Below are 24359 nucleotides of genomic sequence, written 5' to 3'. Positions count from 1 at the left end.
TAAACATTCCTGCGATCCACCGTACAGGGCGACGTGGACATGCACGAGGGGGGCGGGCTCTCCCTGCGTCAGCGCGGGGCGCGCAGCTCGCGCAGCGGGCCGGCGTGCAGCGGCTCCGTCGCCCAGCGCGCGGTGAACGTCGCGGCGGCGGCATCGAGCGCGAGGTGCAGTCGATGCGGCGTCTCGAGGAACAGCACGTCGACGAGCAGCTCGCCGGCGGGGCCGCGGCCGGCGCTCGCGGCCAGGACGTCCGTCGTCGTCCACTCCCCGGATCCCGGCGCGACGAGCAGCCGGTCCTCGCCCTCGATCAGCGCGAGCGTCCAGCCCGCGGCCTCGACCGAGAGCTCGAGGCCGGTCAGCGAGAGGACGTCCGAGTGCGACGGCCGGTAGCGGCCGGGCGCGACGTCGACGGCGGCAGGGGCGAGCGGAGGGAGGCCGAGCGCGCCGAGGCGTGTCGCGAGCGCCTCCTCCGCCTCGGTCGGGGCGACGGCGCACGCCGGCAGGAGCGCCGGCAGCAGGTGCTCCCAGACCCGCGCGAGCAGGCCCTCCGTGTCGGTCGTCTGGCCGGTGATCGCGAGCACCGCGTCGTGCTCGGGCAGCACGAGGCCGAACTGCCCGTAGGCGCCGTCGGCCCGGTAGCCGTGCTGCGAGCGCCAGAACTGGAAGCCGTAGCCGCCGGTCCAGTCGTCGCCGGTCCCGGTCGGCGTGGGGACGTGGGCGGTCGACGCCTCCGCGACCCACTCGGCGCTCAGCAGCTGCTCCGAGTCCCAGCGGCCCTCCTGCCGGTAGAGCAGCGCGAGCGCCGCCGCGGCCTCGGTCGTGGCGTGCAGTCCGCTGTAGCCGATCTCGCGACCGGAGGCGTCGCGCAGCCAGGCGACCTCGCCGATCCCCAGCGGATCGAGCAGCCGCGGCCGGAGGTAGTCGACCAGCGACTCCCCGCTCACCCGCTGCACGATCGCGGCGGCGGCGAACGTGCACGGCTGGTTGTAGGCGAAGAGCCCGCCGGGCTCCTCGTCGGGCGGCACCAGGAGGAAGCCGCGGACCATGTCGACCGGATCGAGCGCCCGCGCGCGGTCGATCGTCTCCTCGCGGTGCCCGCTGGCCATCGCGAGCACGTGCCGGACGCGGATCGCGCGCGAGCGCTCGTCCGTCACCTCCGCGTCGAGCTCGGGGAAGTAGGAGAGCACGGTGGCGTCGAGGTCGACGAGCCCCTCGGCGACGGCGAGGCCGATCGCGGTCGCCGTGAAGCTCTTCGAGTAGGAGTAGAGCAGGTGCAGCCGCTCGGCCGAGTAGGGCGCCCACCAGCCCTCGGCGACGACGCTCCCGCCGCGCACCAGCACGAGCCCGTGCAGCTCGATGCCGGGCGCCTCCTCGAGGGAGTCGATGAGGGCGAGGACGCCGGCGGCGTCCACTCCGCGGGCGGACGGTGAGCTTCTCGGCAGCGAGCGGTTCATGCCCCGATGCTACGGGCGCGGTCGGGGAGCCGGGCCCGGCGCGTCCGCGGGCGGCGCGTCCGGGAACGGGCCGAGCCCGAGGAGGAAGCGCAGCAGCACTTCGGCCGGCGCGCGGACGGCCGGGCCCAGGCCCAGCTCCCAGCCCGCGTCGGTCGCGACGAGGGAGCGGCCGCGGAGCGCGGCGCGGATCGGGAGCGGCGCGCGCTGCATCCGCTCCATCGCGATCGCGCCCGAGACGCGGGGCGGCAGGTCGACCCCGGTGACGAGGCTCAGCTCGACCCGGACGACGTCGACCAGGTCGGCCACGCCGCGGGATCCGGATCCGGAGCGCCGGGCCGAGGCGAGCGCCCTGAGAGCGCCGGGGATCTGCTCGGCCGGGGGAGGGGAGCCCGCCTCCCTGGCGCCGACGCGGGTGGCGAGGCGCTGGCCGGTGCTGCTCGAGAGCCGCACCACGAGCTCGCCGAGCACGGCGGCGGTGGAGGGAGGAGGGGTGGAAGGGGCGGAGACGGCACCGGCCGCCTCCTCCTCCAGGAAGGAGGGGGAGGCGGCCAGTACCGCGAGGCGATCGAGTCGATCGGCGACGAGCGGGCGCCAGTCGTTGCTGACTCCCGACTCGTCGACGTCGGGCCGAGCGCTCAGCGGGAGGAACCGCGACCAGTCGGGCACGGGACTCCGATCAGCGTCCGCCTGCGCGGCGCTTGTTGTAGACGTCGAAGGCGACCGCGAGCAGGAGCACGAGGCCCTTGACCGCCTGCTGCCACTCGATGCCGATGCCCATGATCGACATGCCGTTGTTCAGGACTCCGATGATCAGACCACCGAGGATCGCGCCGCCGATGGTGCCGACGCCGCCCTGGACCGCCGCGCCGCCGATGAAGGCGGCCGAGATGGCCTCGAGCTCGAAGCCGTCTCCGGCCTTCGGGCCGGCGAGGTTCAGGCGGGCGGTGAAGACGAGTCCGGCGAGGGCGGCGAGGACGCCCATGTTGACGAACAGCCAGAAGGTCACGTTGCGGGTCTTGATGCCCGACAGCTCCGCGGCGTGCAGGTTGCCGCCGATCGCGTAGACGTGGCGGCCGAAGACCGAGCGGTTCATCACGACGCCGTAGACCAGCACGAGCACGGCCAGCACGATCAGGGTCACCGGGATGCCCTTGAAGGTGGAGAGCGCGTAGGCGAAGGCGCCGATGACGACCGCGACCAGAACGAGCTTGGTCACGAACCAGGCACCCGGCTCGACGCTCTGGTTGTACTTCTGGCGTCCGCGACGGGTCCGCACCGACTGGACGGTGAGGGCGATGATCGCCAGCGCGCCGACTCCGAGCGACAGCGGGTCGAGCGCGGTCTCGCCGAACAGGTCGGTGAGGAAGCCGTTGCCCAGCGCGCGGTACTCGATCGGGAAGGAGCCGATGTTCGCGTTGCCGAGGACGACGAGCGCGAGGCCGCGGAAGATCAGCATGCCCGCCAACGTCACGATGAACGCTGGGATGCCGACGAAGGCGATCCAGAAGCCCTGCCAGGCGCCGACGAGGGCGCCGATTCCGAGCGACAGGATGATCGACAGCCACCACGGGAGGCCCATGTTGACGGCGAAGACGCCCGAGACGGCTCCGACGAACGCGGCGACCGAGCCGACCGAGAGGTCGATGTGGCCGGCCACGATGACCATCACCATGCCGATGGCGAGGATCAGGATGTAGCCGTTCTGGACGATCAGGTTGGAGATGTTCTGCGGGCGCAGCAGGATCCCCTCGGTCATGATCTGGAACAGCAGCACCACGACGATGAGGGCGAGGAAGATGCCGTTCTTCCCGAGGTCGCCCAGCACGTGGCTGAGGCGCTTCGTGAACGCGTTCTCGGTGGGGTTCACCTGCGCACCCGCCGCCGTGGGCGGGGTGTTCTGCAGATCGGTCATCGTTGCTTCTCCTGGGTCATGAGGGTGAGGACCGCCTCGGGGGTCGCCTCGGCGATGGGCAGCTCGCCCGTGATCCGGCCCTCCGACAGCGCGTACACGCGGTCGCAGATGCCGAGCAGCTCGGGGAGCTCGGAGGAGATGACGATGATCCCCTTACCCGCCGCCGCGAGCTTGTTGATGATGGTGTAGATCTCGTACTTCGCTCCCACGTCGATGCCGCGGGTGGGCTCGTCGAGGATCAGGACGTCGGGGTCGGAGTAGATCCACTTCGACAGGACGACCTTCTGCTGGTTGCCGCCCGAGAGCTTGCCGGTCTTGGCGAGGACGGTCGGCGACTTGATGTTCATGCTGCCGCGGTACTCGTTCGCGACCTCGAACTCGCGGTTGTCGTCGACGAGTCCGCCCTTCGACACCTTCTCGAGCGAGGCCAGCGAGATGTTCCGCTTGATGTCGTCGATGAGGTTGAGGCCGTAGTGCTTGCGGTCCTCCGTGGCGTAGGCGAGCCCGTGGGCGATCGCCTCCGACACGTTGCGCATCTTGATCTCCTTGCCGGCCTTGAAGACCTGGCCCGAGATGCGGCTGCCGTAGGAGCGGCCGAAGAGGCTCATCGCGAACTCTGTGCGACCCGCGCCCATGAGGCCGGCGATGCCGACGATCTCGCCGCGGTGCACCGTGAGGTTCACCTTGTCGACCATGACGCGCGTCGGGTCCTGCGGGTGGTGGGCGGTCCAGTCCACGACGCGGAGGATCTCCTCGCCGATGTGCGGGGTGTGGTCCGGGTAGCGGTGGTCGAGGTCGCGGCCGACCATGTCCTTGATGATCCGGTCCTCGGTCACGTCGTCGTGAGCGATGGTCTCGATCGTCTTGCCGTCGCGGATGACCGTCACGGTGTCCGCGATCTTCTTGATCTCGTTCAGCTTGTGGCTGATGATCAGCGACGTGATGCCCTGCTCCTTGAGGTGCAGGATCAGGTCGAGCAGGTGGTCCGAGTCCTCGTCGTTGAGCGCCGCGGTGGGCTCGTCGAGGATGAGCAGCTTGACCCGCTTGGAGAGCGCCTTGGCGATCTCGACGAGCTGCTGCTTGCCGACTCCGATCTCCTGGATCTTCGTCGTGGGGTTCTCCTTCAGACCCACCCGGGCGAGCAGCGCGGCCGCCTCCTGGTTGGTCTTGTTCCAGTCGATCAGCCCCGCGAATCCGCGGACCTCGTTGCCGAGGAAGATGTTCTCGGCGATGGAGAGGTAGGGGCTGAGGGCCAGCTCCTGGTGGATGATGACGATGCCCTTGGCCTCCGAGTCGCGGATGCTGCCGAACTGCATCACGTCGCCCTCGAAGACGATGTCGCCCTCGTAGGTGCCGTGCGGGTAGACCCCGGACAGGACCTTCATCAGCGTCGACTTGCCGGCGCCGTTCTCGCCGCAGATCGCGTGCACCTCGCCGCGCGCGGCGTTCAGGGTCACGTCCTGCAGCGCTTTGACACCCGGGAACGTCTTGGTGATCCCGCGCATCTCGAGAATGTTGGTGCTCACTACGCCTCACTCCTTCAGGGAGCCGGGCCCCCTCTCGGGCACCCGGCTCGGATCGTTCAGTACCGACTCGCGACCCGCACCCTCTCGGGCGCCGATCCGGTCACGGCCCCTCGGGGGAGGCCTCGCTCGCTTCCGCTCCTCGTTATTAAGAGGAGTGACGCGTCAGCTCCTCCTCGGGAGGGCGTCCGCGGCGGCTCCTCCTCTGGAGGGCTGTCGCGGAGCTCCTCCTCTGGAAGGGCGGTCGCGGTTCTCGGTGGGGTGAGCTGCAAGGCGGAGGAGGAAGCGATGGTGGAACCATCGCGCCCGACGACAACGCCGCAGATCACCCCACCGAGGTTCGCGATTAACCGTTGATCTCGGCGTCGGTGTAGTAGCCGCCATCGACCAGGACCGACTCGATGTCGTCCTTGGTCACGATGACGGGCTCGAGGAGGTACGACGGGACGACCTTCTCGCCGTTGTCGTAGGTCTCGGTGTCGTTGACCTCGGGCTCGGTGCCCTCGAGGACGGCCTGCGCCATGGTGACGGCTTCGGCCGCGAGCTCGCGGGTGTCCTTGTAGATGGTCGCGTACTGCTCGCCCGAGATGATCGCCTTGACCGAGTCGAGCTCGGCGTCCTGGCCGGTGATGATCGGGAAGTCGGTTCCGACGGTGTAGCCGGCGTCGGTCAGGGCCGAGATGATGCCGCGGCTGAGGCCGTCGTAGGGCGAGAGGACGCCCTGGACCTGGGATCCGTCGGAGTACGACTTGGTCAGGATGTCCTCCATGCGGCTCTGGGCGACCTCGGGGTCCCAGCGCAGCGTGGCGACGGTGGTGAACTCGGTCTCGTCGCTCTTGACGACGAGGGTGCCGTCGTCCATGAAGGGCTTGAGGGTGTCCATCGCGCCGTTGAAGAAGAACGTGGCGTTGTTGTCGTCGGGGCTTCCGGCGAACAGCTCGATGTTGAACGGGCCGGCCGGCGCGTCGGCGGCGGGGGCTCCGGTCAGGTCGGTCAGGCCCAGGCCCGCGAGGAGCGAGGTGGCCTGCTGCACGCCGACCTTGTAGTTGTCGAAGGTCGCGTAGTAGTCGACGTTCTCGGAGTCGCGGATGAGGCGGTCGTAGGCGATGACCGGGATGTCGTTCGCGGCCGCCTCCTCGAGCACGCTCGTGAGGGTGGTGCCGTCGATCGAGGCGATGATCAGGGCCTTGGCGCCCTTGGTGATCATGTTCTCGAGCTGCGAGACCTGGGTGGGGATGTCGTCCTCGGCGTACTGCAGGTCGACCTCGTAGCCGGCCTCCTCGAGCTGCGACTTGACGTTGTCGCCGTCGGCGATCCAGCGCTCGGAGGACTTCGTCGGCATCGCGACGCCGACCAGTCCGCCTTCGCCGCCGCCTTCGCCGCTGCCCGAGTCGCCGCCGCTGGAGCAGGCTGCGAGGGAGAGGATCATCGCTCCGCCGGCGAGACCGGCGAGGAGGGAGCGCTTCATAGTGGTCACTGTGATTCCTTCGTCATTGAATGCAGTGGGAGGGGCCGCTCCCGGATGCGGGGCGGGATGTGAGCGCTCATGTGAGCGATCACATGGAGTGATGCTAGACCCGCGGATCGCTTTCGTGCCACCGGGAAAGTTGCGACTCGGTAACGGCGCGCGGTGACGGACGCTCCGCGACGCCCACCGGGCGCAGGGTGCGGGGCACCGCGGTGGACCCGCGGACGACGAGGTGCGGCTCGATCGGTGGCGCCGGCTCCGGCCGCTCGCCCTCGATCAGGCTGAGCAGCGTCGCCATGCAGCGGCGGCCGAGCTCGGCGAAGTCCTGGCGGACGCTCGTCAGCGGCGGCCAGTAGAACGCGGCCTCGGGGATGTCGTCGTAGCCGATCACGCTGACGTCCTCGGGCACCCGGATCCCGCACTCGTGGAAGGCGCTCAGCAGGCCCAGCGCCATCTGGTCGTTCGCGGCGAAGACGGCCGTGAAGTCGAGGAACCGCGCGAGCTCGAGGCCCACGCGGTGGCCGCGCTCGGCGCTCCAGTCGCCCAGGAGCGGCGGCCGCATCGCGATGTCGCGGTCGTCGAGCTCGGCCAGGAAGCCGCGCATCCGCGCCTCCGCCTCGATCCAGTCCTGGGGGCCCGCCAGGTGCACGATCTCGGTGTGCCCGAGGTCGATCAGGTGCGCGGTGGCCAGGCGCGCCCCCGCCATCTGGTCGACGTAGAGCGCGTCGTCGCGGGAGTCGTCCGAGGTCTGCAGGGTCACGTGCGGGATCCGCAGCGCGGCCCCCGAGAGGATGTCGAACACGCGGATCTGCGGCGCGATGACCACGAGACCCTCGACCGCCTGGTTCAGCAGGTGGCGGATCCCGGCCTGGATCGATTCGCCGTCGGTGCCGTCGACGTTGGCGGTGACGACGAGGTAGCCGGCATCGCGCGCAGCGACCTCGATCGCCTGGATGCTCGACGCCGGGCCGTACTGGAGGCTCTGCGAGGACAGCACGCCGACGGTGCGCGTGCGGCTGGTGACCAGCGCGCGGGCGGCGAGGTTGGGCCGGTAGTCGAGGTCGGCCATCACGGCGAGGACGCGGCGCTTGGTCTCGGCGCGCAGGCTCGGGTGGTCGTTCAGGACGCGGGAGACGGTCTGGTGCGAGACCCCGGCGGCGCGCGCGACGTCGTAGATGCTGGGAGCCCGGGGCGCGGGCTTGTCTTCCGGCATCGGGGCACCGTGGCTCTCTGTGATCGGCGGCGCCCTGTCGCAGGGACCGTCCGAGCCCGCGTCAGCGCGGGACCCGCCCGTCCGCGGGCGCGTGTGAGCACACCTTACGTCGCTCGGGGCCCTGGAGTGCTCGCGCGCAGGACCACCGAGGTCGCGACGGGCTCGGCGGGAGCGTCGTCGTCGCCGAGCGCGACGGCGAGAGAGCGCTCGCCCAGCTCCCGCAGCGGCACGGCCACAGTGGTGAGCGCGGGGTGCACGTCGCGCACCGTGGGGATGTCGTCGAAGCCCGCGACGCCGAGGTCGGCGCCGGGCTCGATCCCGGCCGCGCGCAGTGCGGAGGAGACGCCCATCGCCATCACGTCGCTCACCGCGAAGACGAGGTCCATCTCGTCGCGATGCTCGGCGAGGAGCCGCGTGGCGCCGTCGAATCCTCCGTCGCGCGAGAAAGGCGCCTCGACCACGAGCGCGGCGTCGAGGGCGATGCCGTGCGCCTCGAGCCCTTCGCGGAATCCCTGCACGCGGTCGTGCGACGTGAGGATCGCGGGGCTGCCGGACACGACTCCGAAGCGCCGGTAGCCCTGCCCGACGAGGGCCTCGGCCAGCGCTCGCGCACCCGCGCGGTTGTCGAGCACGACGGTCGGGAACGGCAGGCCGCCCTGGCTGATCAGCACGACGCGGCCGCCCGCGGCCTCGAACGAGGTGAGCTCGGCGATGAGCGCGTCGCGCTCGTCCTCGCCGGCGAAGCGGCTGCCCGCGAGGATCATCACCCGCGGCCGCGCGCCGCGCAGGGCCCGCACGATGGCGAGCTCGCGAGCGGAGTCGCGGCCGGTGACGGCCATCGTGACGACCAGGCCGAGCTCCTCCGCCGCTCCGGCGACGCCCGCGGCGATGGTCGAGAAGTAGGGGTCGGCGATGTCGCTGACGATCAGGGCGACCGTGCTGGTCGAGCCCTTGGCGACGGCCTGGGCCGAGAGGTTGGGGGAGTAGCCGAGGCGCTGGGCGGCCGCGAGCACGCGGACCCGGTACTCCTCGGCGACCTTGCGCTGACTGCCGTTCAGCGATCGCGACGCGGTGGCGAGCGAGACGCCGGCCTCTCGCGCGACGTCGTGCAGGGTCACTCCGGAGCTGCGTCCTGATCGTGTCGGCACAGGCGCGTCCCTTCGGTCCCGGTCATTCTGGCACAGGGGGTGCGCGCGGGGCGGGAGCCGTGGCCGGGCGCCGAGGGAGCCTCCGACCGTCGAGACAGCCCGGTGCGGCGGGCTCCCTCGACGGTCCGGGGTTCCCCGGATGCGCGGCGGGTACCGTGGACGGATGCGCCTGCTCCTCATCCGCCACGGCCAGACGCCTTCGAACGTCGCCGGGCTCCTCGACACCCGCATCCCGGGACCCGGGCTGACCGAGCTCGGACGCACCCAGGCCGAGCTGCTGCCCGAGACCCTCGCCGGTGAGGGTCTCGGCGCGCTCTACGTCTCGACGATGCGCCGGACCCACGAGACGGCGGCGCCGCTCGCGGCTGCCCTGGGGCTCGAGCCGATCGAGCGCGACGGGATCCGCGAGATCGCGGCGGCCGGTCTCGAGATGCGCGGCGACGAGGCCGCGGTCGAGGAGTACATGGGCACCGTGTTCCGCTGGGCCGGCGGCGAGACCGGGCTGAGGCTCGCCGGGGGCGAGACGGGCGAGGAGTTCGCGGCGCGGTACGACTCCGTCGTCGCTGAGGCGGAGTCGTCGGGGCACGGCACGGTCGCGCTGGTCAGCCACGGGGCGGCGATCCGCTGCTGGGCGGGGCTGCGCTCGGCGGACCTCGACGCGCGCTTCATCGCCGATCACCTGCTCGACAACACCGGCGTCGTCGTGCTCGTCGGCGGCGGCTCGGAGTGGGTGCTCGAGTCGTGGCAGGGCGAGCCGGTGAGCGGAGTGGGAGCGGCTGCTCCCTCCGGTCCGTCGGGGGACACGACGGCCTGATCCCCAGCGCCGGTCGGTTTCCTCCCGATCCTCGCGTAACGATCGCGCAACGACACGAAAGCTGCTCTGACCAGGGATTCCGCGGCCCGGATCCCGGGGCGGAGACGCGTCGACACCCCTCCTCCAATCGTCCGACATTTGCCGGATCGGGGCTCCGCGGCTACCGTGGACGGCGGTCTTCGAGACCCCGATGAACCGGTCCGCGCCCGTGCCCCGTCCCCGTGACGGAGAGCCGCGAGCGTACGGTCAGCGGGAGCGGAGGCGGCCCCGAGGCCGCCTCGGACGCACCCCGGACGCCTCCGTCCCCCGCCTGCGTCGCGCGGCGGGCAGCACGCGGAGGCTCGATCCGGGGAGTCCCACGCGCCCCGACCCGGCACCACGAGATGAGAGAGCGCGGGATCCGTCCTGCGCCCCGACGGAGCGTACGTGCAGCAGAACCAGAACGACATCAGCGAGCCCGCGGGCGGAGTGGTCCTCGAGGACCTCGCCGTCCCCGCCCTCGAGGCGAGAGGGCTCTTCAAGGTCTTCGGACGGCGTCCCGACGAGGCGGTGAGACGACTGCGGGCGGGCGTGGACCGGGCCGACCTCGGCTCCTCCGGGACCGCGGCGGTGATCGACGCCTCGTTCGCCGTGCGCCGCGGCGAGATCTTCGTGGTGATGGGGCTCTCGGGCTCCGGCAAGTCCACGCTGATCCGGATGCTCAACGGCCTGCAGGAGCCGACGGCGGGCGAGGTCCTGATCGACGGATCGAGCATCACGGGGGTGCCCGAGGGGGAGCTGCGGCGCGTGCGCCGCTCCTCCGTCTCGATGGTGTTCCAGCACTTCGCGCTGCTGCCGCACCGCACCGTGCTCGACAACGTCGCCTACCCGCTCGAGATCCAGGGTGTCCCGGTCGAGGAGCGGCGGGAGCGCGCGCTGCTGGCGATCGAGCGCGCCGGACTCGCCGGCTGGCACGACAAGACGCCCGACGAGCTGTCCGGAGGCATGCGCCAGCGCGTCGGCCTCGCCCGCGCCCTGGCCGCCGACACCGGCATCGTCCTGATGGACGAGGCGTTCTCGGCACTCGACCCGCTCATCCGGCGCGAGATGCAGGAGCAGCTGATCGAGCTGCAGCAGGAGCTCGGCAAGACGATCGTCTTCATCACCCACGACCTCAACGAGGCGATGCTCCTCGGTGACCGGATCGCCGTCATGCGCGACGGCCGCATCGTGCAGATCGGCACTCCGGAGGAGATCCTCACGGACCCGGCGAACGACTACGTCGCGCAGTTCGTGCAGGACGTCGATCGGGCGCGCGTGCTGACCGCCGCCGCCGTGATGGAGCCGCCGCGCTCCGTCGTGACCCTCGCCGCCGGGCCCCGGGCGGCGCTCCGCGGGATGCGCGACCTGCAGACCTCCGCGGCGTTCGTGGTCGGCGCCGGACGCCGACTGGTCGGGACCGTCCGCGACCGCGACGTGATGGGGCAGGTGCGCCGGAGCGAGGTCGATCTCTCGGCCGTCGTCACTGCGGACGTCGTCGCCGTCGCTCCGGACACCGCGCTGAGCGAGATCATCGAGCCCGCCGTCGAGACGGAGCTGCCCGTCGCGGTCGTCGACGGGAGCGGACGCCTGCTCGGGGCGATCCCGCGCGTCACGCTGCTGGCCGCCCTCGGCAACATCAGCTCGCAGACCGGGGAGCAGCCCGTGATCGAGCCGCCGGCGACGATCCCGACGGAGCTCGTCACGGCCACGCTGCACGCGACGGGCGGACCCGTCGACGACTCCGTGCTCGCGAGCGAGGGGGGCGTCCGATGATCCGCCTGCCCCTGGGTGACGCCGTCGAGAGCGGCATCGACGCCCTCACCGCGGTCTTCCAGCCCGTCTTCGACCTGATCAGGACCGTCTTCGGCGCTCTCTACACGGGAGTCGACGCGGTGCTCGCCACTCCGCCGTTCTGGGTGATCATCGCGTTCCTCGCGGTGCTCGCCTACGCCGCGCGCGGGTGGGTCCTCGCGATCGGCACCGCGGTGGGGCTCCTGGTGATCGTGAGCGTGGACCAGTGGGAGAACGCGATGGACTCGCTCGCGCTGGTGCTCGTCGCCTCCGTGATCGCCATCGCGTTGAGCGTGCCGCTGGGCGTGCTCGCCGCGCGCAACCGGACGGCCTCCACGATCCTCCGCCCGGTGCTCGATCTGATGCAGACCATGCCGGCGTTCGTGTACCTCATCCCGGCGCTGATCTTCTTCCGCGTCGGAGTCGTGCCCGGCATCGTCGCGACGATCGTCTTCGCGATGGCGCCCGGCGTCCGACTGACCGAGCTCGGCATCCGCGGGGTCGACCCCGAGCTCGTCGAGGCGGGGGAGGCGTTCGGCTCCTCGAAGTGGCGGATCCTGCGCCAGATCCAGCTGCCGCTCGCGCTGCCGTCGATCCTGGCGGGGCTCAACCAGGTGATCATGCTGTCGCTCTCGATGGTGGTCATCGCGGGCATCGTCGGGGCGGGCGGGCTCGGTGGCGACGTCGTCGCGAGCCTCAACCGGATCGACGTGTCGCTCGGGTTCGAGGCCGGCATCTCGGTGGTGATCCTCGCGATCGTGCTCGACCGGATGACGGGAGCGCTGGGGAAGCCCTCGCCCGCCCGCGTCGCCCGGGCCGGCAGCCGTCGTGCGGTGGTCCTGACCCGCTCGGCCGTCGCGGCCGTGTCGATCGCCGTCGTCGCCTCGCTCGGCGCGTCGGCCGTCGCGGGGCCGGCGAGCACCGCCTCCGTCGACAACGGCGACCGCACCGACGTGCGCCTGGCGGTGTTCCAGGGCTGGGACGAGGGCATCGCGGTGTCGGCGCTCTGGGGCGCCGTGCTCGAGGAGCAGGGCTACGACGTCGAGCTCTCGGACATCGACGTCGCGCCCGGCTTCGCGGGACTCGCCGCCGGGAGCTACGACCTGGCGCTGGACACGTGGCTGCCGACCACCCACGGCAGCTACCTGGAGCAGTACGGCGACGACCTCGTCGACCTCGGCGCCTGGAACGACGAGGCGAAGCTGACCATCGCGGTCAACGAGGACGCTCCGATCGACACGCTCGAGGAGCTCGCCGCGAATCCGGACGTCGTCGGGAACCGGCTCATCGGCATCGAGCCCGGGTCCGGGCTGAACGCCGTCACGACGGAGGAGGTCATCCCCGGGTACGGCCTCGAGGGCATGGAGTACCTGACGTCGTCGACGCCGGCGATGCTGCAGGAGCTCGAGACCGCGACGGCGAACGGCGAGGACATCGCCGTGACGCTCTGGCGCCCGCACTGGGCCTACGACGCGTTCCCGGTGAAGGACCTCGAGGACCCGAAGGGGCTCCTCGGCGAGGCGGAGGACATCCACTCGTTCGGCTCGAGCTCGTTCGACGGCGACTTCCCGACGCTGAGCAGCTGGATGCGCGACTTCCGGATGGACTCGGAGACGCTCTACTCGCTCGAGAACGCGCTGTTCAACTCCGCGTCGGACGACCGCGACGCGGCGCTCGCGGCCTGGATGGACGAGAACCGCGAGTACGTGGACTCGATGACGTCCTGACGCGGGGCGGGTCTCGGGTGGGGATCTCGATACGCCGTCTGCGACGGCTACTCGATCAGCAAGGGAGGGCTTGCTGGTCGAGTAGCGCGCAGCGCGTATCGAGACCCGCCTCACCAGCGGCGTCAGGCGCGTGCCGCCGCGTACTGCGCGCGGATCGCGGGGCGGTGGTCGGCCGTCGGCTCGGCCACCGAGGTGACCCGCCAGGTCGGCCGCGAGCCGGTCAGCGCCCACGCGGCCTGCACCGCGGCTCCGTCGGCCACGTACTCGCCGGGGGTCGGCACGACCACGGGCACGTCGAACACCTGTGAGGCGGCCAGCTGCACGGCGCGGTTCTGCGCCGCTCCGCCGATCAGCAGGATGCGCCGCGCTTCCACTCCGAGGCCGCGCACCGCGTCGAGGCCGTCGGCCAGGCCGCAGAGCATGCCCTCGATCGCCGCGCGGGCGAGATTCGGCCGAGTGGTCGAGGCGATGGTCATGCCGTGCAGGCTCGCGGTCGCATCCGGCAGGTTGGGGGTGCGCTCGCCCTCGAAGTACGGGACGAGCACGAGGCCGTCGGCGCCCGGCTCCGCCTGCAGCGCGAGGTCGGCGAACTCGTCGAAGCCGGCTCCGAGCAGGGCGGCGGTCGAGGACAGCACCCGGGCGGCGTTGAGCGTCGCGACGAGCGGCAGGAAGCGCCCGCTCGCGTCGGCGAAGCCGGCGACGGTCCCGGAGGGGTCGCGCACCGGGTCCTCGGTCACCGCGAAGACGGTGCCGCTCGTGCCGATGCTGACGACCACGTCGCCGGGCCCCGCACCCAGACCGAGGGCGGCGCCCGCGTTGTCACCGGCGCCGGGGCCGACCACGAGGCCCTCCGACGTCCGACCCGCCTCCTCCGACGGACCGAGCACGCGGGGGAGCGCCGGACGGTGGCCGAGCGCGTGCTCGAGCAGCTCGAGGTCGTAGCCGTCGGCGCCCCAGTACGAGGTGCCGGAGGCGTCCGAGCGGTCGGTCGTCAGCGCGTCGAGGTCCACGCCGCGCGGGGAGCCGGGGCCGTAGCCCAGCAGCCGCCAGGTCAGCCAGTCGTGGGGGAGGGCGACCGCCGCGACGCGGGCCGCGTTCTCGGGCTCGGCGTCGCGCAGCCAGCGGAGCTTCGTGGCCGTGAAGGAGGCGACCGGGACCGTGCCGGTGCGGCGCGCCCACTCCTCCGCCCCGAGCTCGGCGACCAGCGCCTCGGCGGCACCCGCGCTGCGCGTGTCGTTCCAGAGCAGGGCGGGCCGGATCACCTCGCCGTCGGCGTCGAGGACGACCATGCCGTGCTGCTGCCCGCCGATCGAGATCGCGGCGACGTCGTCAAGTCCGCCCGCATCGGCCAGGGCGGCGGTCAGCGCGTCCCACCAGGACGAGGGGTGCACCTCGGTGCCGTCGGGGTGGCTCGCGCGACCGGTGCGGACCACCGCTCCGCTCTCGAGGTCGCGGACGACCACCTTGCAGCTCTGGGTCGACGAGTCGACTCCTGCGACCAGCGTCATCGCCGTGTCCGTTCCTCCCGCCGCGGCGGGATGCGTCTTCGAGGGGGTACGAGGGAACGGACGAGACCCCGTGCCGCAGGGCAGGGGTCTCGTCCGTCAGGGGAGTGCCGGAGCGATCAGCGCGCGCCGAGCAAGTGCTCGGTCGCGAGCTGCTGCAGGCGCACGAAGCCGAAGCCCTTGCCGCCGAGGTAGGCGTCGGTGTCGAACGACTCGTACGACGCGGTGTCGGCGAGCAGGTCGTCGTAGGACTCGCCCTCGTTCAGCGTCGGGGTCTGCAGCTCGGCGACCTTGGCGGCGGCGAGCGCCTCCTGCACCTCGGGGTCGGCGCGGAAGGCCGCGGCGCGCTCCTTCAGCAGCAGGTAGGTGCGCATGTTCGCGGCGGCCGAGTCCCAGACTCCGGTCTCGTCCTCGGTGCGCGAGGGCTTGTAGTCGAAGTGGCGCGGGCCGTCGTAGGCCGGGACGCCGCCGGGGCCGCCGTTCTCGAGGAGGTCGACGAGCGAGAACGCGTTGTGCAGGTCGCCGTGACCGAAGACGAGGTCCTGGTCGTACTTGATGCCGCGCTGGCCGTTGAGGTCGATGTGGAAGAGCTTGCCGTGGTACAGCGCCTGGGCGATGCCGGCGGTGAAGTTCAGGCCCGCCATCTGCTCGTGGCCGACCTCGGGGTTGACGCCCACGAGCTCGGGGCGCTCGAGCGAGTCGATGAACGCGATCGCGTGGCCCAGGGTCGGCAGGAGGATGTCGCCGCGGGGCTCGTTGGGCTTGGGCTCGATGGCGAAGCGGATGTCGTAGCCCTTGTCGGTGACGTAGTCGCCGAGCAGGTTGACGGCCTCGCGGTAGCGCTCGAGGGCCGCGCGGATGTCCTTGGCGGAGTCGTACTCGGCGCCCTCGCGGCCGCCCCACATCACGAAGGTCTTCGCGCCCAGCTCGGCGGCGAGGTCGATGTTGCGGAGGACCTTGCGCAGCGCGAAGCGGCGGACGTCGCGGTCGTTGGAGGTGAATCCGCCGTCCTTGAAGACCGGGGCGCTGAAGAGGTTGGTGGTCACCATCGGCACGACGAGGCCGGTCGACTCGAGCGCGCCCTTCAGGCGGTCGATCTGGGTCTGGCGCTCGGCGTCGGTCGAGCCGAAGGCGAAGAGGTCGTCGTCGTGGAAGGTGAGGCCGTAGGCGCCCAGCTCGTCCAGCTTCTCGACGGCGTGCACCACATCGAGGGGCTCGCGGGTCGGGCCGCCGAAGGGGTCCGTGCCGTTGTAGCCGATGGTCCAGAGGCCGAACGAGAACTTGTCGGCGCGGGTGGGGGTCAGGGACATGGATCCGATCCTTTCCGGCGACGTCGCCGAATTGTTGTTGCGGCCAACATATCGGGGGCGGCGGCCGGGCGCAACGCCGATCGATGCCGTCCCCGGTCTCGGCGGTCGATATGTCGCGGGTCGCGACAAACCTGTTGCGGAAGCGCTTCGACTCTGCGTACAGTGCTCAGCAGCACAGCCTCGTCGAAGCGTTTCGAGCATCGAGGGGGTCCGACGACGAGGTCCGGCAGGAGGAACGATGGCGACCATCCACGACGTCGCCCGCGCTGCCGGGGTCTCGATCAGCACGGTGTCCTACGCCCTCTCGGGCAAGCGCTCCATCGCCGCCACCACCCGCCAGCGGGTCGACGACGCGGTGCGCGAGCTCGGCTACCGGCCGCACGCCGGCGCTCGGATGCTCGCCGGGGCGCGGACCCACATCCTCGCCCTCTCGGCGCCGATGCGCGGCGAGCTGCACCTGCCCACCCACATGCGCTTCGTGACCGAGGTGCTCGAGCGGGCTCGCGAGTCCGACTACGACGTGCTGCTGCTCGTCACCGACGAGGCCTCCAGCGGCATCGACCGGGTCTCCTCCTCCTCTCTCGTCGACGGCATCGTGCTGATGGGCGTCGACGACGACGACGACCGCGCCGCGCTCATCCGCGACGCGGGAGTGCCCGCGACCTTCATCGGCGTCCCCGCCGACGCCCACGACCTCGCCTGCGTCGACCTGGACTTCGCGGAGGCGGCGCGCCGGAGCGTCCGCACGCTCGCCGAGCAGGGCCACCGGTCCGTCGGCCTGATCGAGCACCCGCAGTCGTACACCGACCGCAACGCCGGCTTCGTCCGCCGCTTCGACGACGCGTTCCGGGCGGAGTGCGCCGCGCTCGGCCTCGAGGTCGTCGTCGAGCGGCCGCACATCGGCCGCGCCCACGCGGCGTCCGCCGTCGACGTGATCCTCGGATCCGCGATCGCCCCGACCGCCCTCGTGCTGCACTGCAACGAGCCCGTGGCCGAGGCCGCCGTCGAGCGCGTGCTCGAGCGCGGCCTCTCCGTCCCCGGGGACCTCTCGGTCCTCGCCGCCTGCGCGAGCTACGACGGAGCGGCGCTGCCGGTCCCGGTGAGCTCCTTCCCCCTCCCGTTCGACGCGATGTGCCGTGCGGCCGTCGGTCGCACCCTCCAGCAGATCGAGTCCGGACGCACCGTCGGAGTCGATCTCCTCCCGCCCCACTACGTCGACCGCGGCTCCGTCGCGGCCGCGGCGATCGGCGCCCGCGTGCCGACCGCCTCCTGACGCCCCTCCCTCCACTTCCTGCTCCTGCTCCTCGTCGGTCGATCGTCGAAACGCTTCGACGTCCGTCCGAGCGGAGAGCGCTCCACCACCCATCCACGCAGTCACAGCCCAGCGGCACCGTCCGAAGGAGAACACCCGCTATGTCGCCTCGTCCCCGCACCGCCTTCCACCGCCCCACCGCCGCCGCGGTCGGCTCGCTCAGCCGTCGCGGCCTCCTCGCCGGCGGCGTCGGCCTCGGCGCGGTCTTCGCTCTCGCCGCCTGCTCCGGAGGAGGATCCGACGCCGGATCCGACGCCCTCGCCACCGAGGTCGACGGCGCCGGCCGCACCCTCACCATGTGGGACTTCGAGACCCCCGACAGCGACCGCGGCATCGCCTGGCTCGCCGCCCGCGACATCTTCACGCAGGAGACCGGCGCCGAGATCGCCTACGAGTTCAAGGCCTTCGAGCAGCTGCGCACCGGCGCCAGCCAGATCTTCAACTCGAACTCGGCCCCGGACGTCGTCGAGTACAACAAGGGCAACGCCACGAGCGGCCTGCTCTCGAGCCAGGGCCTGCTCACGAACCTCGACGAGGCCGTCGAGTTCTACGGCTGGGACAAGCTGGTCCCGGGTGCGCTGCAGACGACCGCCAAGTACGACGAGGACGGCATCATGGGCTCCGGCTCCTGGTACGGGATCCCGAACTACGGCGAGTTCACCTTCGTCTACTACAACGAGGACGCCTTCGCGGCGAACGGCATCGAGGTGCCGACGACCTACGACGAGTTCATCGCTGTGCTCGACTCGTTCGTGGCCAAGGGCATCACGCCGCTCGCCGAGGCCGGGGCCGAGTACCCGCTGCAGCAGCTCTTCTACCAGCTCGCGCTGCTGAAGGCCGACCGCCAGTGGATCACCGACTACCAGACCTACACAGGCGAGGTCGACTTCTCGGACGCCGCGTGGTCCTACGCCGCCGACCAGCTCCAGGAGTACGTCGACAAGGGCTACATCTCGCCGGACGCCTCCGGCCTCAAGGCCGAGGACGCGGGCACCGCGTTCATCTCGGGCGACTACCCGATCTTCTTCTCGGGCTCGTGGTGGTTCGGCCGCTTCAAGACCGAGATCACCGGCTTCGAGTGGAACACGTTCCTCTTCCCGGGCGCGGAGTTCACGATGGGCTCGGCGGGCAACCACTGGGTGATCCCCGAGACGGCGAAGAACAAGGACCTCGCCTACAAGTGGATCGACATCACGATGCGCCCCGAGATCCAGAACCTGATCGGCAACAACGGAGGCATCCCGCTGGTCGTCGACGAGTCGGCGATCACGGACGAGAAGAGCAAGGAGCTTCTGTCGCAGTGGAAGACGGTCGTCGACGGCGACCAGCTCTCGTTCTACCCCGACTGGCCCACCGCGACCTTCTACGACGACCTCGTCGCCGCGACGCAGGAGCTGCTGAACAAGTCCACGTCGCCCGACGACATGCTGTCGCAGCTGCAGGAGAAGTACGACGACGGAGTGGACGACATCAAGTGAGGCTGCGCCTCACTTGATGTCGTCCAAGGCGGCAGCCGCACGCCGGGAGGCGTGCTCACCGCGGAAGCCTCGCTGACGCGACGGCGACCCCTCAATGGGGTCGCATGAAGCTCCGCTGAGGTCACGCCCGCCGCATCCCCTCCCCGCGAGATGCCACTCCGGTACACGACACGCCGTCGCACCCGTACCGGAGCGGCATCTCGCGGCCCCCTCCCGCACGCCTCCCCGCACGACCTCTAGGAGTACCCATGACGACGACCGCCCCGCGTCGCGCGGAGAGCGCGCCACCGCCTCCGGCCGCGAAGCCCCCGCGCGAGAAGCGCTCGGGCGGCTACTGGCTCTATCTGATCCCCGGGTTCGTGCTCTTCACGTTCATCGTGCTGATCCCGCTCGTGTGGAACGTCTACATCAGCTTCACCTCGTGGCGCGGCATCAAGCCGCCGATCTTCATCGGCCTCGAGAACTGGGTCGAGCTGATGGGCGACGACCAGTTCTGGACCTCGTTCCTCAACTCCGTCTACATGATCATCGCCATGGTGATCGTGCCGACGATCCTCGGCCTCCTGCTCGCCGCGATCCTGTTCGACCTGGTCGGCAAGAAGTTCGGCGGGAAGCTCGCGAGCTTCCTCCGCGCCACCTACTACCTCCCGCAGATCCTCCCCACGGTGATCGCGGCGATCGTCATCGGCTGGATCCTGCGTCCCGACAACGGCGCGCTCAACACGATCCTCGAGGCGGTCGGACTCGGCTCGCTCTCGCACGACTGGCTGGGCAAGCCCGACACCGCGATGCTCTCGATCATGGTCGTGATGATCTGGGTCCAGCTGGGCTACCCGGTCGTCATCTTCATGGCGGCGCTGCAGCGCGTGGATCCGGAGCTCTACGAGGCCGCGGAGCTCGACGGCGCGAACTGGTTCCAGCGCTTCCGCTGGATCACCGTGTCGATCATCCGCCCCGAGATCTTCGTGGTCACCCTCACCTGCACCATCGCCGCGCTGAAGGTCTTCGGTCCGATCTACGCGCTGACCCGCGGCGGGCCGGGCGATTCGACGATCGTGCCGAGCTACTACTCCTACACCGAGTTCTTCCAGAAGCAGCAGGTGGGCTACGGCGCCACCATCGCGACCGCGCTCACGATCGTCATCGTCATCCTGGCTGTGCTGTTCATCCGCGCCCAGGAGCGCGTCGAGCGCAGCGAAGGAGCCCGCTGATGTCGGCCATCGAGACCCTGCCCCTCACGCAGGCGGGCACCGCGGACAGCGACCTGACCACGTCGCGCCGAGCGCCCAAGCCGGCCAAGGGCACCACCAAGCGCACGATCGGCGACTGGGCGATCCTCGTGGTCGCGATCGTCATCGGGCTGGTGATCATCAGCCCGGTGCTGCTGATCCTGCTCAACTCGTTCAAGACCCCCGCCGAGTACTCGGCGAACGGGCCGCTCGCGTTCCCGACCGGGCTCTCCTTCGACGGCCTGTCGACCTTCTGGGAGCGGGTGAACTTCCCCGAGAAGCTCGTCAACTCGATCCTGATCTCGGGGTCGGTCGCGATCCTCGCCGTCGCCCTCTCGGTGCTGAACGCCTATGCGATCGGCATCGGCCGGGTGAAGGGCCGCAGCTGGATCATCGTGCTGTTCCTGCTGGCGAACATGCTGCCGCAGGAGGCCCTGCTCTACCCGCTGTACTACATGTTCAAGGCGGTGGGGATCTACGACAGCCAGCTGTCCGTGATCATCATCTTCACGGTCATCCAGTCGGCCTTCGGCACGTACCTGCTCTCGAGCGTCTACGGCACGTTCCCGAAGGAGATCCTCGAGGCCGCGGCGCTGGACGGCGCCTCGAAGTGGCAGGTGCTCACCCGGGTGATCGTGCCGATCTCGCGGCCGACCCTCTCGGTGCTGATGATCTTCTTCTTCATCTGGACCTGGAACGAGTTCCTCATCCCGCTGGTGTTCCTCGTGAGCGACGCGACGCAGACCGTCCCGATCGCGATCTCGAGCCTCCAGGGCGACAAGATCATGGATGTCACGACGACCAGCGCGAGCGCCCTGCTGGGCCTGCTCCCGACGCTGATCTTCTTCCTGATCTTCCAGCGCACGCTGACCCGCGGCATCACCGCCGGCGCGGTCAAGTAGCGCCAGCACCGCGGGCAACGGGCCTCCGAGCCCCTGCTCCGCGGTGCCCGCACGACGCACGACGCACGACGCACGACCACCTCCACCGCCACCAGAGAGGCACACGCATGAAGTTCACCGACGGGTTCTGGCAGACGAGGGCCGGATTCACCGCCCTGTTCGCGCAGGAGGCGTACGACATCCGCGCCACCGGCTCCGCACTGGAGGTGATCGCGCCGACGAAGGTCATCCAGGGCCGCGGCGACGTGCTGAACCGTCCCGCGCTCACCGTCACGGTCTCGTCGCCCGCCGAGGGAGTCGCGAAGGTGCGCATCGAGCACTGGCGCGGCACGGCGACCCGTCCCGGCTTCGCGCTGACCGAGGGGTCGGTCGGCGAGGCGAGCGTCACGGAGGCGGGCGGCGTGCTCCGCACGGGCGATCTCGAGGTCCGCGTCGCGCAGGGTGCGCCCTGGTCGCTCGAGTTCTGGGACACCGCGACCGGCACGCGCCTGACCGGCTCCGGCCGCAAGTCCCAGGGCTACCTGACCGGACCCGACGGCGACCCGTACGTGCACGAGCAGCTCGACCTCGGCGTCGGCGAGCTCGTCTACGGTCTCGGCGAGCGCTTCGGCCCGTTCGTGAAGAACGGCCAGACGGTCGACGTGTGGAACGCCGACGGAGGGACCTCCTCCGAGCAGGCCTACAAGAACGTCCCCTTCTACCTCTCCAACCGCGGCTACGGCGTGCTCGTCAACGACCCCGGCCTCGTCTCGTTCGAGATCGGCTCGGAGTCGGTCGAGCGCGTGCAGTTCTCGGTCGGCGGCGAGGCGCTGGAGTACCTGGTGATCCAGGGCCCGACGAAGAAGGACGTCCTGCGCCGGTACACGGGGCTCGCCGGCCGCCCCTCCGTCGTGCCCGCATGGAGCTACGGCCTCTGGCTGACCACGAGCTTCACCACGAGCTACGACGAGGACACCGTCAACTCCTTCATCGACGGCTTCGCCGAGCGCGAGCTGCCGCTGTCGGCCTTCCACTTCGACTGCTTCTGGATGCGCGAGTTCCAGTGGACCGACCTCGAGTGGGACTCCCGCACCTTCCCGGACCCCGAGGGCATGCTCGCCCGCCTGCACGACCGGGGCCTGAAGACCTGCGTCTGGATCAACCCGTACATCGCGCAGGCCTCGCCGCTCTTCGCGGAGGGCCGCGAGAAGGGCTACCTGCTGAGGACGACGTCGGGCGACGTCTGGCAGTGGGACCTCTGGGTCGCCGGCATGGCGCTGGTCGACTTCACGAACCCGGAGGCGACGCGCTGGTTCCAGGACAAGCTGCGCGTGCTCGTCCGCCAGGGCGTCGACTCCTTCAAGACCGACTTCGGCGAGCGGATCCCGGCCGAGGGCGTGGTCTGGGCCGACGGCACCGATCCGGAGGCGATGCACAACTGGTACACCCAGCTCTACAACCTCGCGGTGCACCAGGTGCTCGTCGAGGAGCTGGGGGAGGGGCGCGCGACGCTCTTCGCCCGCAGCGCGACCGTCGGCGGCCAGGCGCTTCCGGTGCACTGGGGCGGCGACAACACCTCGTCCTACGTGTCGATGGCCGAGACCCTCCGCGGCGGACTGTCTCTCGCGCTCGGCGGCTTCGGCTTCTGGGCGCACGACATCGGCGGCTTCGAGGGCACGCCCGACCCCGGAGTCTTCAAGCGCTGGCTCGCGTTCGGGCTGCTCTCCTCGCACTCGCGCCTACACGGCTCGACGTCGGTGCGCGTGCCGTGGGAGTTCGGCGACGAGGCGGTCGACATCACCCGCCGCTTCACCGAGCTGAAGCTCTCGCTGATGCCCTACCTCTACGCGGCCGGCGCGGAGGCGGCCCGCGAGGGGATCCCGGTGATGCGGCCGATGACGCTCGAGTTCGAGGACGACCGGAACGCCGCGCACCTCGACACGCAGTACATGCTCGGCCACGACCTGCTGGTCGCCCCGATCTTCACCGCCGACGGCTCGGTCGAGTTCTACCTGCCCCGCGGACGCTGGACCAGCTGGTGGACCGGCGAGACCGTCGACTCGACGGGGGAGTGGCGCCGGGAGGTCCACGGCTTCGACACCCTGCCGCTGTACGTGCGCGAGGGCGCGGTGGTGCCGGTGGGCTCCCGGACCGACGTCGCGGAGTACGACTACCTCGACGGGCTCGAGCTCCGGGTGTTCCCGGGCGGCGACAGTGTGCGCGAGGTGCGGGTCGTGGCGCACGACTCCGGGGTCGAGACGGTCTTCACCGTCACCCGCTCGGGTGCCGACGTGAGCGTCGACGGGCCGGAGGGCAGCTGGACCTGGAGGAGCATCGGGGGCTGACCCCGGAGGTTCCGTGGGAACGAGGGCGCCGAGGCCCGCCGATAGGCTGACCCGAGACCAGAGGAGACCGCGGAATGCCCGACCACGCGACGCGCGGCAACACTCTCGACCGGGTCCGACGCCACAACCTGGCGGCGATCCTGCGCCTCGTGCACCGCGGCGGGCCCCGCTCCCGCTCGCAGCTGACGCGGGCCACCGGGCTCAACCGGTCCACCATCGCCGCCCTCGTGGGCGAGCTCGTCGAGCTGGGCATCGTCCGCGAGCGCGATCCCGACACGCTGAACCAGGTCGGCCGGCCGAGTCCGATCGTCGAGGCCGATCCGGGGGTCGTCGCCTTCGCCGTGAACCCCGAGATCGACGCCGTGACGGTCGCGGTGGTCGGCTTCGACGCGGAGGTGCGCCGCCGCCTCCGCCGCACCGCGACCGTGCCCACCGCCGAGGCGGCCGCCGCGCTCGCCGCGGACGCGATCGCCGAGCTGCGCGCCGAGCTGCCGGCCGACGCCCGCACGGTCGGCATCGGAGTCGCCGTGCCCGGACTCGTCCGGGACGCCGACGGTCTCGTCCGCACCGGTCCGCACCTGGGCTGGAGCGACGAGCCGTTCTCGCGGATGCTCGCCGACGCGACCGGGCTCCCCGTCCTCTCGGCGAACGACGCCAACCTCGGCGCCCTGGCCGAGAGCGCGCTCGGTGCCGGCCGCGACGTCTCGCACCTGATCTACCTCAACGGCGGCGCGAGCGGCGTCGGCGCCGGCGTGATCGTCGGAGGCGCTCCGCTGCACGGCATCGACGGCTACGCGGGCGAGATCGGCCACACCCTCGTCAATAGCGCGGGCGTCGACTGCCACTGCGGCGCGGTCGGCTGCCTCGAGACCGAGGTCGGCCGCGCCGAGCTGCTGCGCGTGCTGGGCCTGGAGGAGAGCGAGCGGCTGGAGGAGGCGCTCGCCGACTCGGAGGACCCGGCGGTCCGCGCGGAGGTCGAGCGCCAGCTCGGCCACCTGGCCGTTGCACTGCGGAACGTCGTCAACATCTTCAACCCGCAGCTGGTCGTGCTCGGCGGCTTCCTCGGCGCCCTGGTCGGCGTGGCGCCCGGATTCCTCGAGGAGCGCCTGACCCGCGGAGGTCCGTTCCGGGTGGCGCTCGAGTCCGTCCGCATCGCGCGCACCGAGCTCGGCGGTGATCTGCTGATGATCGGAGCGGCCGAGCTCGCGTTCGAGCAGCTGCTCGCCCA

18 protein-coding genes are annotated in these 24359 nt (G+C 71.0%); 9 read left to right on the top strand and 9 right to left on the bottom strand.

Annotated features, from left to right (window positions below; all coding sequences use genetic code 11):
• Window positions 1-68: 68 nt before the first annotated feature.
• The 7 genes from ASF46_RS12235 to ASF46_RS12205 all read right to left on the bottom strand — a co-directional run bounded on the left by ASF46_RS12235 (window position 69) and on the right by ASF46_RS12205 (window position 8688).
• On the bottom strand, window positions 69-1454 hold the full coding sequence (locus tag ASF46_RS12235; RefSeq protein ID WP_056867843.1) for a serine hydrolase domain-containing protein: 1386 nt from the start codon (window positions 1452-1454) through the stop codon (window positions 69-71).
• A gap of 9 nt (window positions 1455-1463) precedes the next feature.
• The gene (locus ASF46_RS12230) at window positions 1464-2120 is read right to left on the bottom strand and encodes a hypothetical protein (RefSeq protein ID WP_056867842.1); all 657 of its coding nucleotides are present in this window, start codon (window positions 2118-2120) and stop codon (window positions 1464-1466) included.
• A gap of 10 nt (window positions 2121-2130) precedes the next feature.
• The gene (mmsB, locus tag ASF46_RS12225) at window positions 2131-3366 is read right to left on the bottom strand and encodes a multiple monosaccharide ABC transporter permease (protein WP_056867841.1); all 1236 of its coding nucleotides are present in this window, start codon (window positions 3364-3366) and stop codon (window positions 2131-2133) included.
• A complete protein-coding gene (mmsA, locus tag ASF46_RS12220; protein ID WP_055791163.1) occupies window positions 3363-4892 on the bottom strand; it encodes a multiple monosaccharide ABC transporter ATP-binding protein in 1530 nt (509 codons plus the stop codon). The genes mmsB and mmsA overlap by 4 nt, the downstream gene beginning before the upstream one ends.
• Window positions 4893-5235: 343 nt before the next feature.
• A complete protein-coding gene (chvE, locus tag ASF46_RS12215; RefSeq protein WP_056867840.1) occupies window positions 5236-6357 on the bottom strand; it encodes a multiple monosaccharide ABC transporter substrate-binding protein in 1122 nt (373 codons plus the stop codon).
• Window positions 6358-6460: 103 nt separating this feature from the next.
• Complete coding sequence (locus ASF46_RS12210; RefSeq protein ID WP_082485467.1) at window positions 6461-7570, bottom strand: LacI family DNA-binding transcriptional regulator; 1110 nt, start codon at window positions 7568-7570, stop codon at window positions 6461-6463.
• A gap of 104 nt (window positions 7571-7674) precedes the next feature.
• Window positions 7675-8688, bottom strand: coding sequence for a LacI family DNA-binding transcriptional regulator (locus tag ASF46_RS12205; protein ID WP_235576940.1), 1014 nt, complete (start codon window positions 8686-8688; stop codon window positions 7675-7677).
• Window positions 8689-8881: 193 nt separating this feature from the next.
• On the opposite strand from ASF46_RS12205, the gene ASF46_RS12200 reads away from it, so the two are divergent.
• The 3 genes from ASF46_RS12200 (at window position 8882) to ASF46_RS19885 (ending at window position 13071) form a co-directional block, all read left to right on the top strand.
• Window positions 8882-9532 (top strand): histidine phosphatase family protein, encoded by a 651-nt coding sequence (locus ASF46_RS12200; protein ID WP_056867838.1) that lies wholly within the window; start codon window positions 8882-8884, stop codon window positions 9530-9532.
• A gap of 426 nt (window positions 9533-9958) precedes the next feature.
• The gene (locus ASF46_RS12195) at window positions 9959-11326 is read left to right on the top strand and encodes a quaternary amine ABC transporter ATP-binding protein (RefSeq protein WP_416351490.1); all 1368 of its coding nucleotides are present in this window, start codon (window positions 9959-9961) and stop codon (window positions 11324-11326) included.
• The gene (locus ASF46_RS19885; RefSeq protein WP_056867837.1) at window positions 11323-13071 is read left to right on the top strand and encodes an ABC transporter permease/substrate binding protein; all 1749 of its coding nucleotides are present in this window, start codon (window positions 11323-11325) and stop codon (window positions 13069-13071) included. The genes ASF46_RS12195 and ASF46_RS19885 overlap by 4 nt, the downstream gene beginning before the upstream one ends.
• Window positions 13072-13193: 122 nt before the next feature.
• Here ASF46_RS19885 and xylB read toward each other — a convergent pair whose 3' ends face one another.
• Entirely contained in the window at window positions 13194-14579 is a 1386-nt protein-coding gene (xylB, locus tag ASF46_RS12185) for a xylulokinase (RefSeq protein WP_056867836.1), read from the bottom strand.
• Window positions 14580-14695: 116 nt separating this feature from the next.
• Entirely contained in the window at window positions 14696-15886 is a 1191-nt protein-coding gene (gene xylA, locus ASF46_RS12180) for a xylose isomerase (protein WP_056867835.1), read from the bottom strand.
• A gap of 238 nt (window positions 15887-16124) precedes the next feature.
• On the opposite strand from xylA, the gene ASF46_RS12175 reads away from it, so the two are divergent.
• From ASF46_RS12175 to ASF46_RS19430, 6 genes are all read left to right on the top strand, one after another.
• Window positions 16125-17159, top strand: a complete 1035-nt coding sequence (locus tag ASF46_RS12175; protein ID WP_056867834.1) for a LacI family DNA-binding transcriptional regulator — start codon at window positions 16125-16127, stop codon at window positions 17157-17159.
• A gap of 140 nt (window positions 17160-17299) precedes the next feature.
• The gene (locus tag ASF46_RS12170) at window positions 17300-18676 is read left to right on the top strand and encodes an ABC transporter substrate-binding protein (RefSeq protein WP_056867833.1); all 1377 of its coding nucleotides are present in this window, start codon (window positions 17300-17302) and stop codon (window positions 18674-18676) included.
• A gap of 248 nt (window positions 18677-18924) precedes the next feature.
• Window positions 18925-19887 (top strand): carbohydrate ABC transporter permease, encoded by a 963-nt coding sequence (locus tag ASF46_RS12165; RefSeq protein ID WP_056867832.1) that lies wholly within the window; start codon window positions 18925-18927, stop codon window positions 19885-19887.
• Window positions 19887-20807 carry a carbohydrate ABC transporter permease gene (locus tag ASF46_RS12160; RefSeq protein WP_082485466.1) on the top strand — a complete coding sequence of 307 codons (921 nt, stop codon included), beginning with the start codon at window positions 19887-19889 and terminating at the stop codon, window positions 20805-20807. The genes ASF46_RS12165 and ASF46_RS12160 overlap by 1 nt, the downstream gene beginning before the upstream one ends.
• Before the next feature lie 107 nt (window positions 20808-20914).
• The gene (gene yicI / locus ASF46_RS12155) at window positions 20915-23131 is read left to right on the top strand and encodes an alpha-xylosidase (RefSeq protein WP_056867831.1); all 2217 of its coding nucleotides are present in this window, start codon (window positions 20915-20917) and stop codon (window positions 23129-23131) included.
• A gap of 74 nt (window positions 23132-23205) precedes the next feature.
• The coding region (locus ASF46_RS19430; RefSeq protein WP_056867830.1) for an ROK family transcriptional regulator at window positions 23206-24359 on the top strand (1154 nt) is incomplete at its 3' end.

The organism is Rathayibacter sp. Leaf296, from assembly GCF_001423045.1.
Taxonomy (GTDB): domain Bacteria; phylum Actinomycetota; class Actinomycetes; order Actinomycetales; family Microbacteriaceae; genus Rathayibacter; species Rathayibacter caricis.
This window is presented reverse-complemented; position numbering and strand designations above follow the sequence as displayed.

What these genes read in the sequence shown, in the direction of transcription:
- ASF46_RS12175 (WP_056867834.1), top strand. Translation starts at nt 16,125, where the DNA reads ATGGCGACCATCCACGACGTCGCCCGCGCTGCCGGGGTCTCGATCAGC.
- yicI (WP_056867831.1), top strand. Translation starts at nt 20,915, where the DNA reads ATGAAGTTCACCGACGGGTTCTGGCAGACGAGGGCCGGATTCACCGCC.
- mmsB (WP_056867841.1), bottom strand. Translation starts at nt 3,366, where the DNA reads ATGACCGATCTGCAGAACACCCCGCCCACGGCGGCGGGTGCGCAGGTG.
- ASF46_RS12235 (WP_056867843.1), bottom strand. Translation starts at nt 1,454, where the DNA reads ATGAACCGCTCGCTGCCGAGAAGCTCACCGTCCGCCCGCGGAGTGGAC.
- chvE (WP_056867840.1), bottom strand. Translation starts at nt 6,357, where the DNA reads ATGAAGCGCTCCCTCCTCGCCGGTCTCGCCGGCGGAGCGATGATCCTC.
- xylB (WP_056867836.1), bottom strand. Translation starts at nt 14,579, where the DNA reads ATGACGCTGGTCGCAGGAGTCGACTCGTCGACCCAGAGCTGCAAGGTG.
- ASF46_RS12165 (WP_056867832.1), top strand. Translation starts at nt 18,925, where the DNA reads ATGACGACGACCGCCCCGCGTCGCGCGGAGAGCGCGCCACCGCCTCCG.
- ASF46_RS12170 (WP_056867833.1), top strand. Translation starts at nt 17,300, where the DNA reads ATGTCGCCTCGTCCCCGCACCGCCTTCCACCGCCCCACCGCCGCCGCG.
- ASF46_RS12200 (WP_056867838.1), top strand. Translation starts at nt 8,882, where the DNA reads ATGCGCCTGCTCCTCATCCGCCACGGCCAGACGCCTTCGAACGTCGCC.
- xylA (WP_056867835.1), bottom strand. Translation starts at nt 15,886, where the DNA reads ATGTCCCTGACCCCCACCCGCGCCGACAAGTTCTCGTTCGGCCTCTGG.
- ASF46_RS12160 (WP_082485466.1), top strand. Translation starts at nt 19,887, where the DNA reads ATGTCGGCCATCGAGACCCTGCCCCTCACGCAGGCGGGCACCGCGGAC.
- ASF46_RS19885 (WP_056867837.1), top strand. Translation starts at nt 11,323, where the DNA reads ATGATCCGCCTGCCCCTGGGTGACGCCGTCGAGAGCGGCATCGACGCC.
- ASF46_RS12210 (WP_082485467.1), bottom strand. Translation starts at nt 7,570, where the DNA reads ATGCCGGAAGACAAGCCCGCGCCCCGGGCTCCCAGCATCTACGACGTC.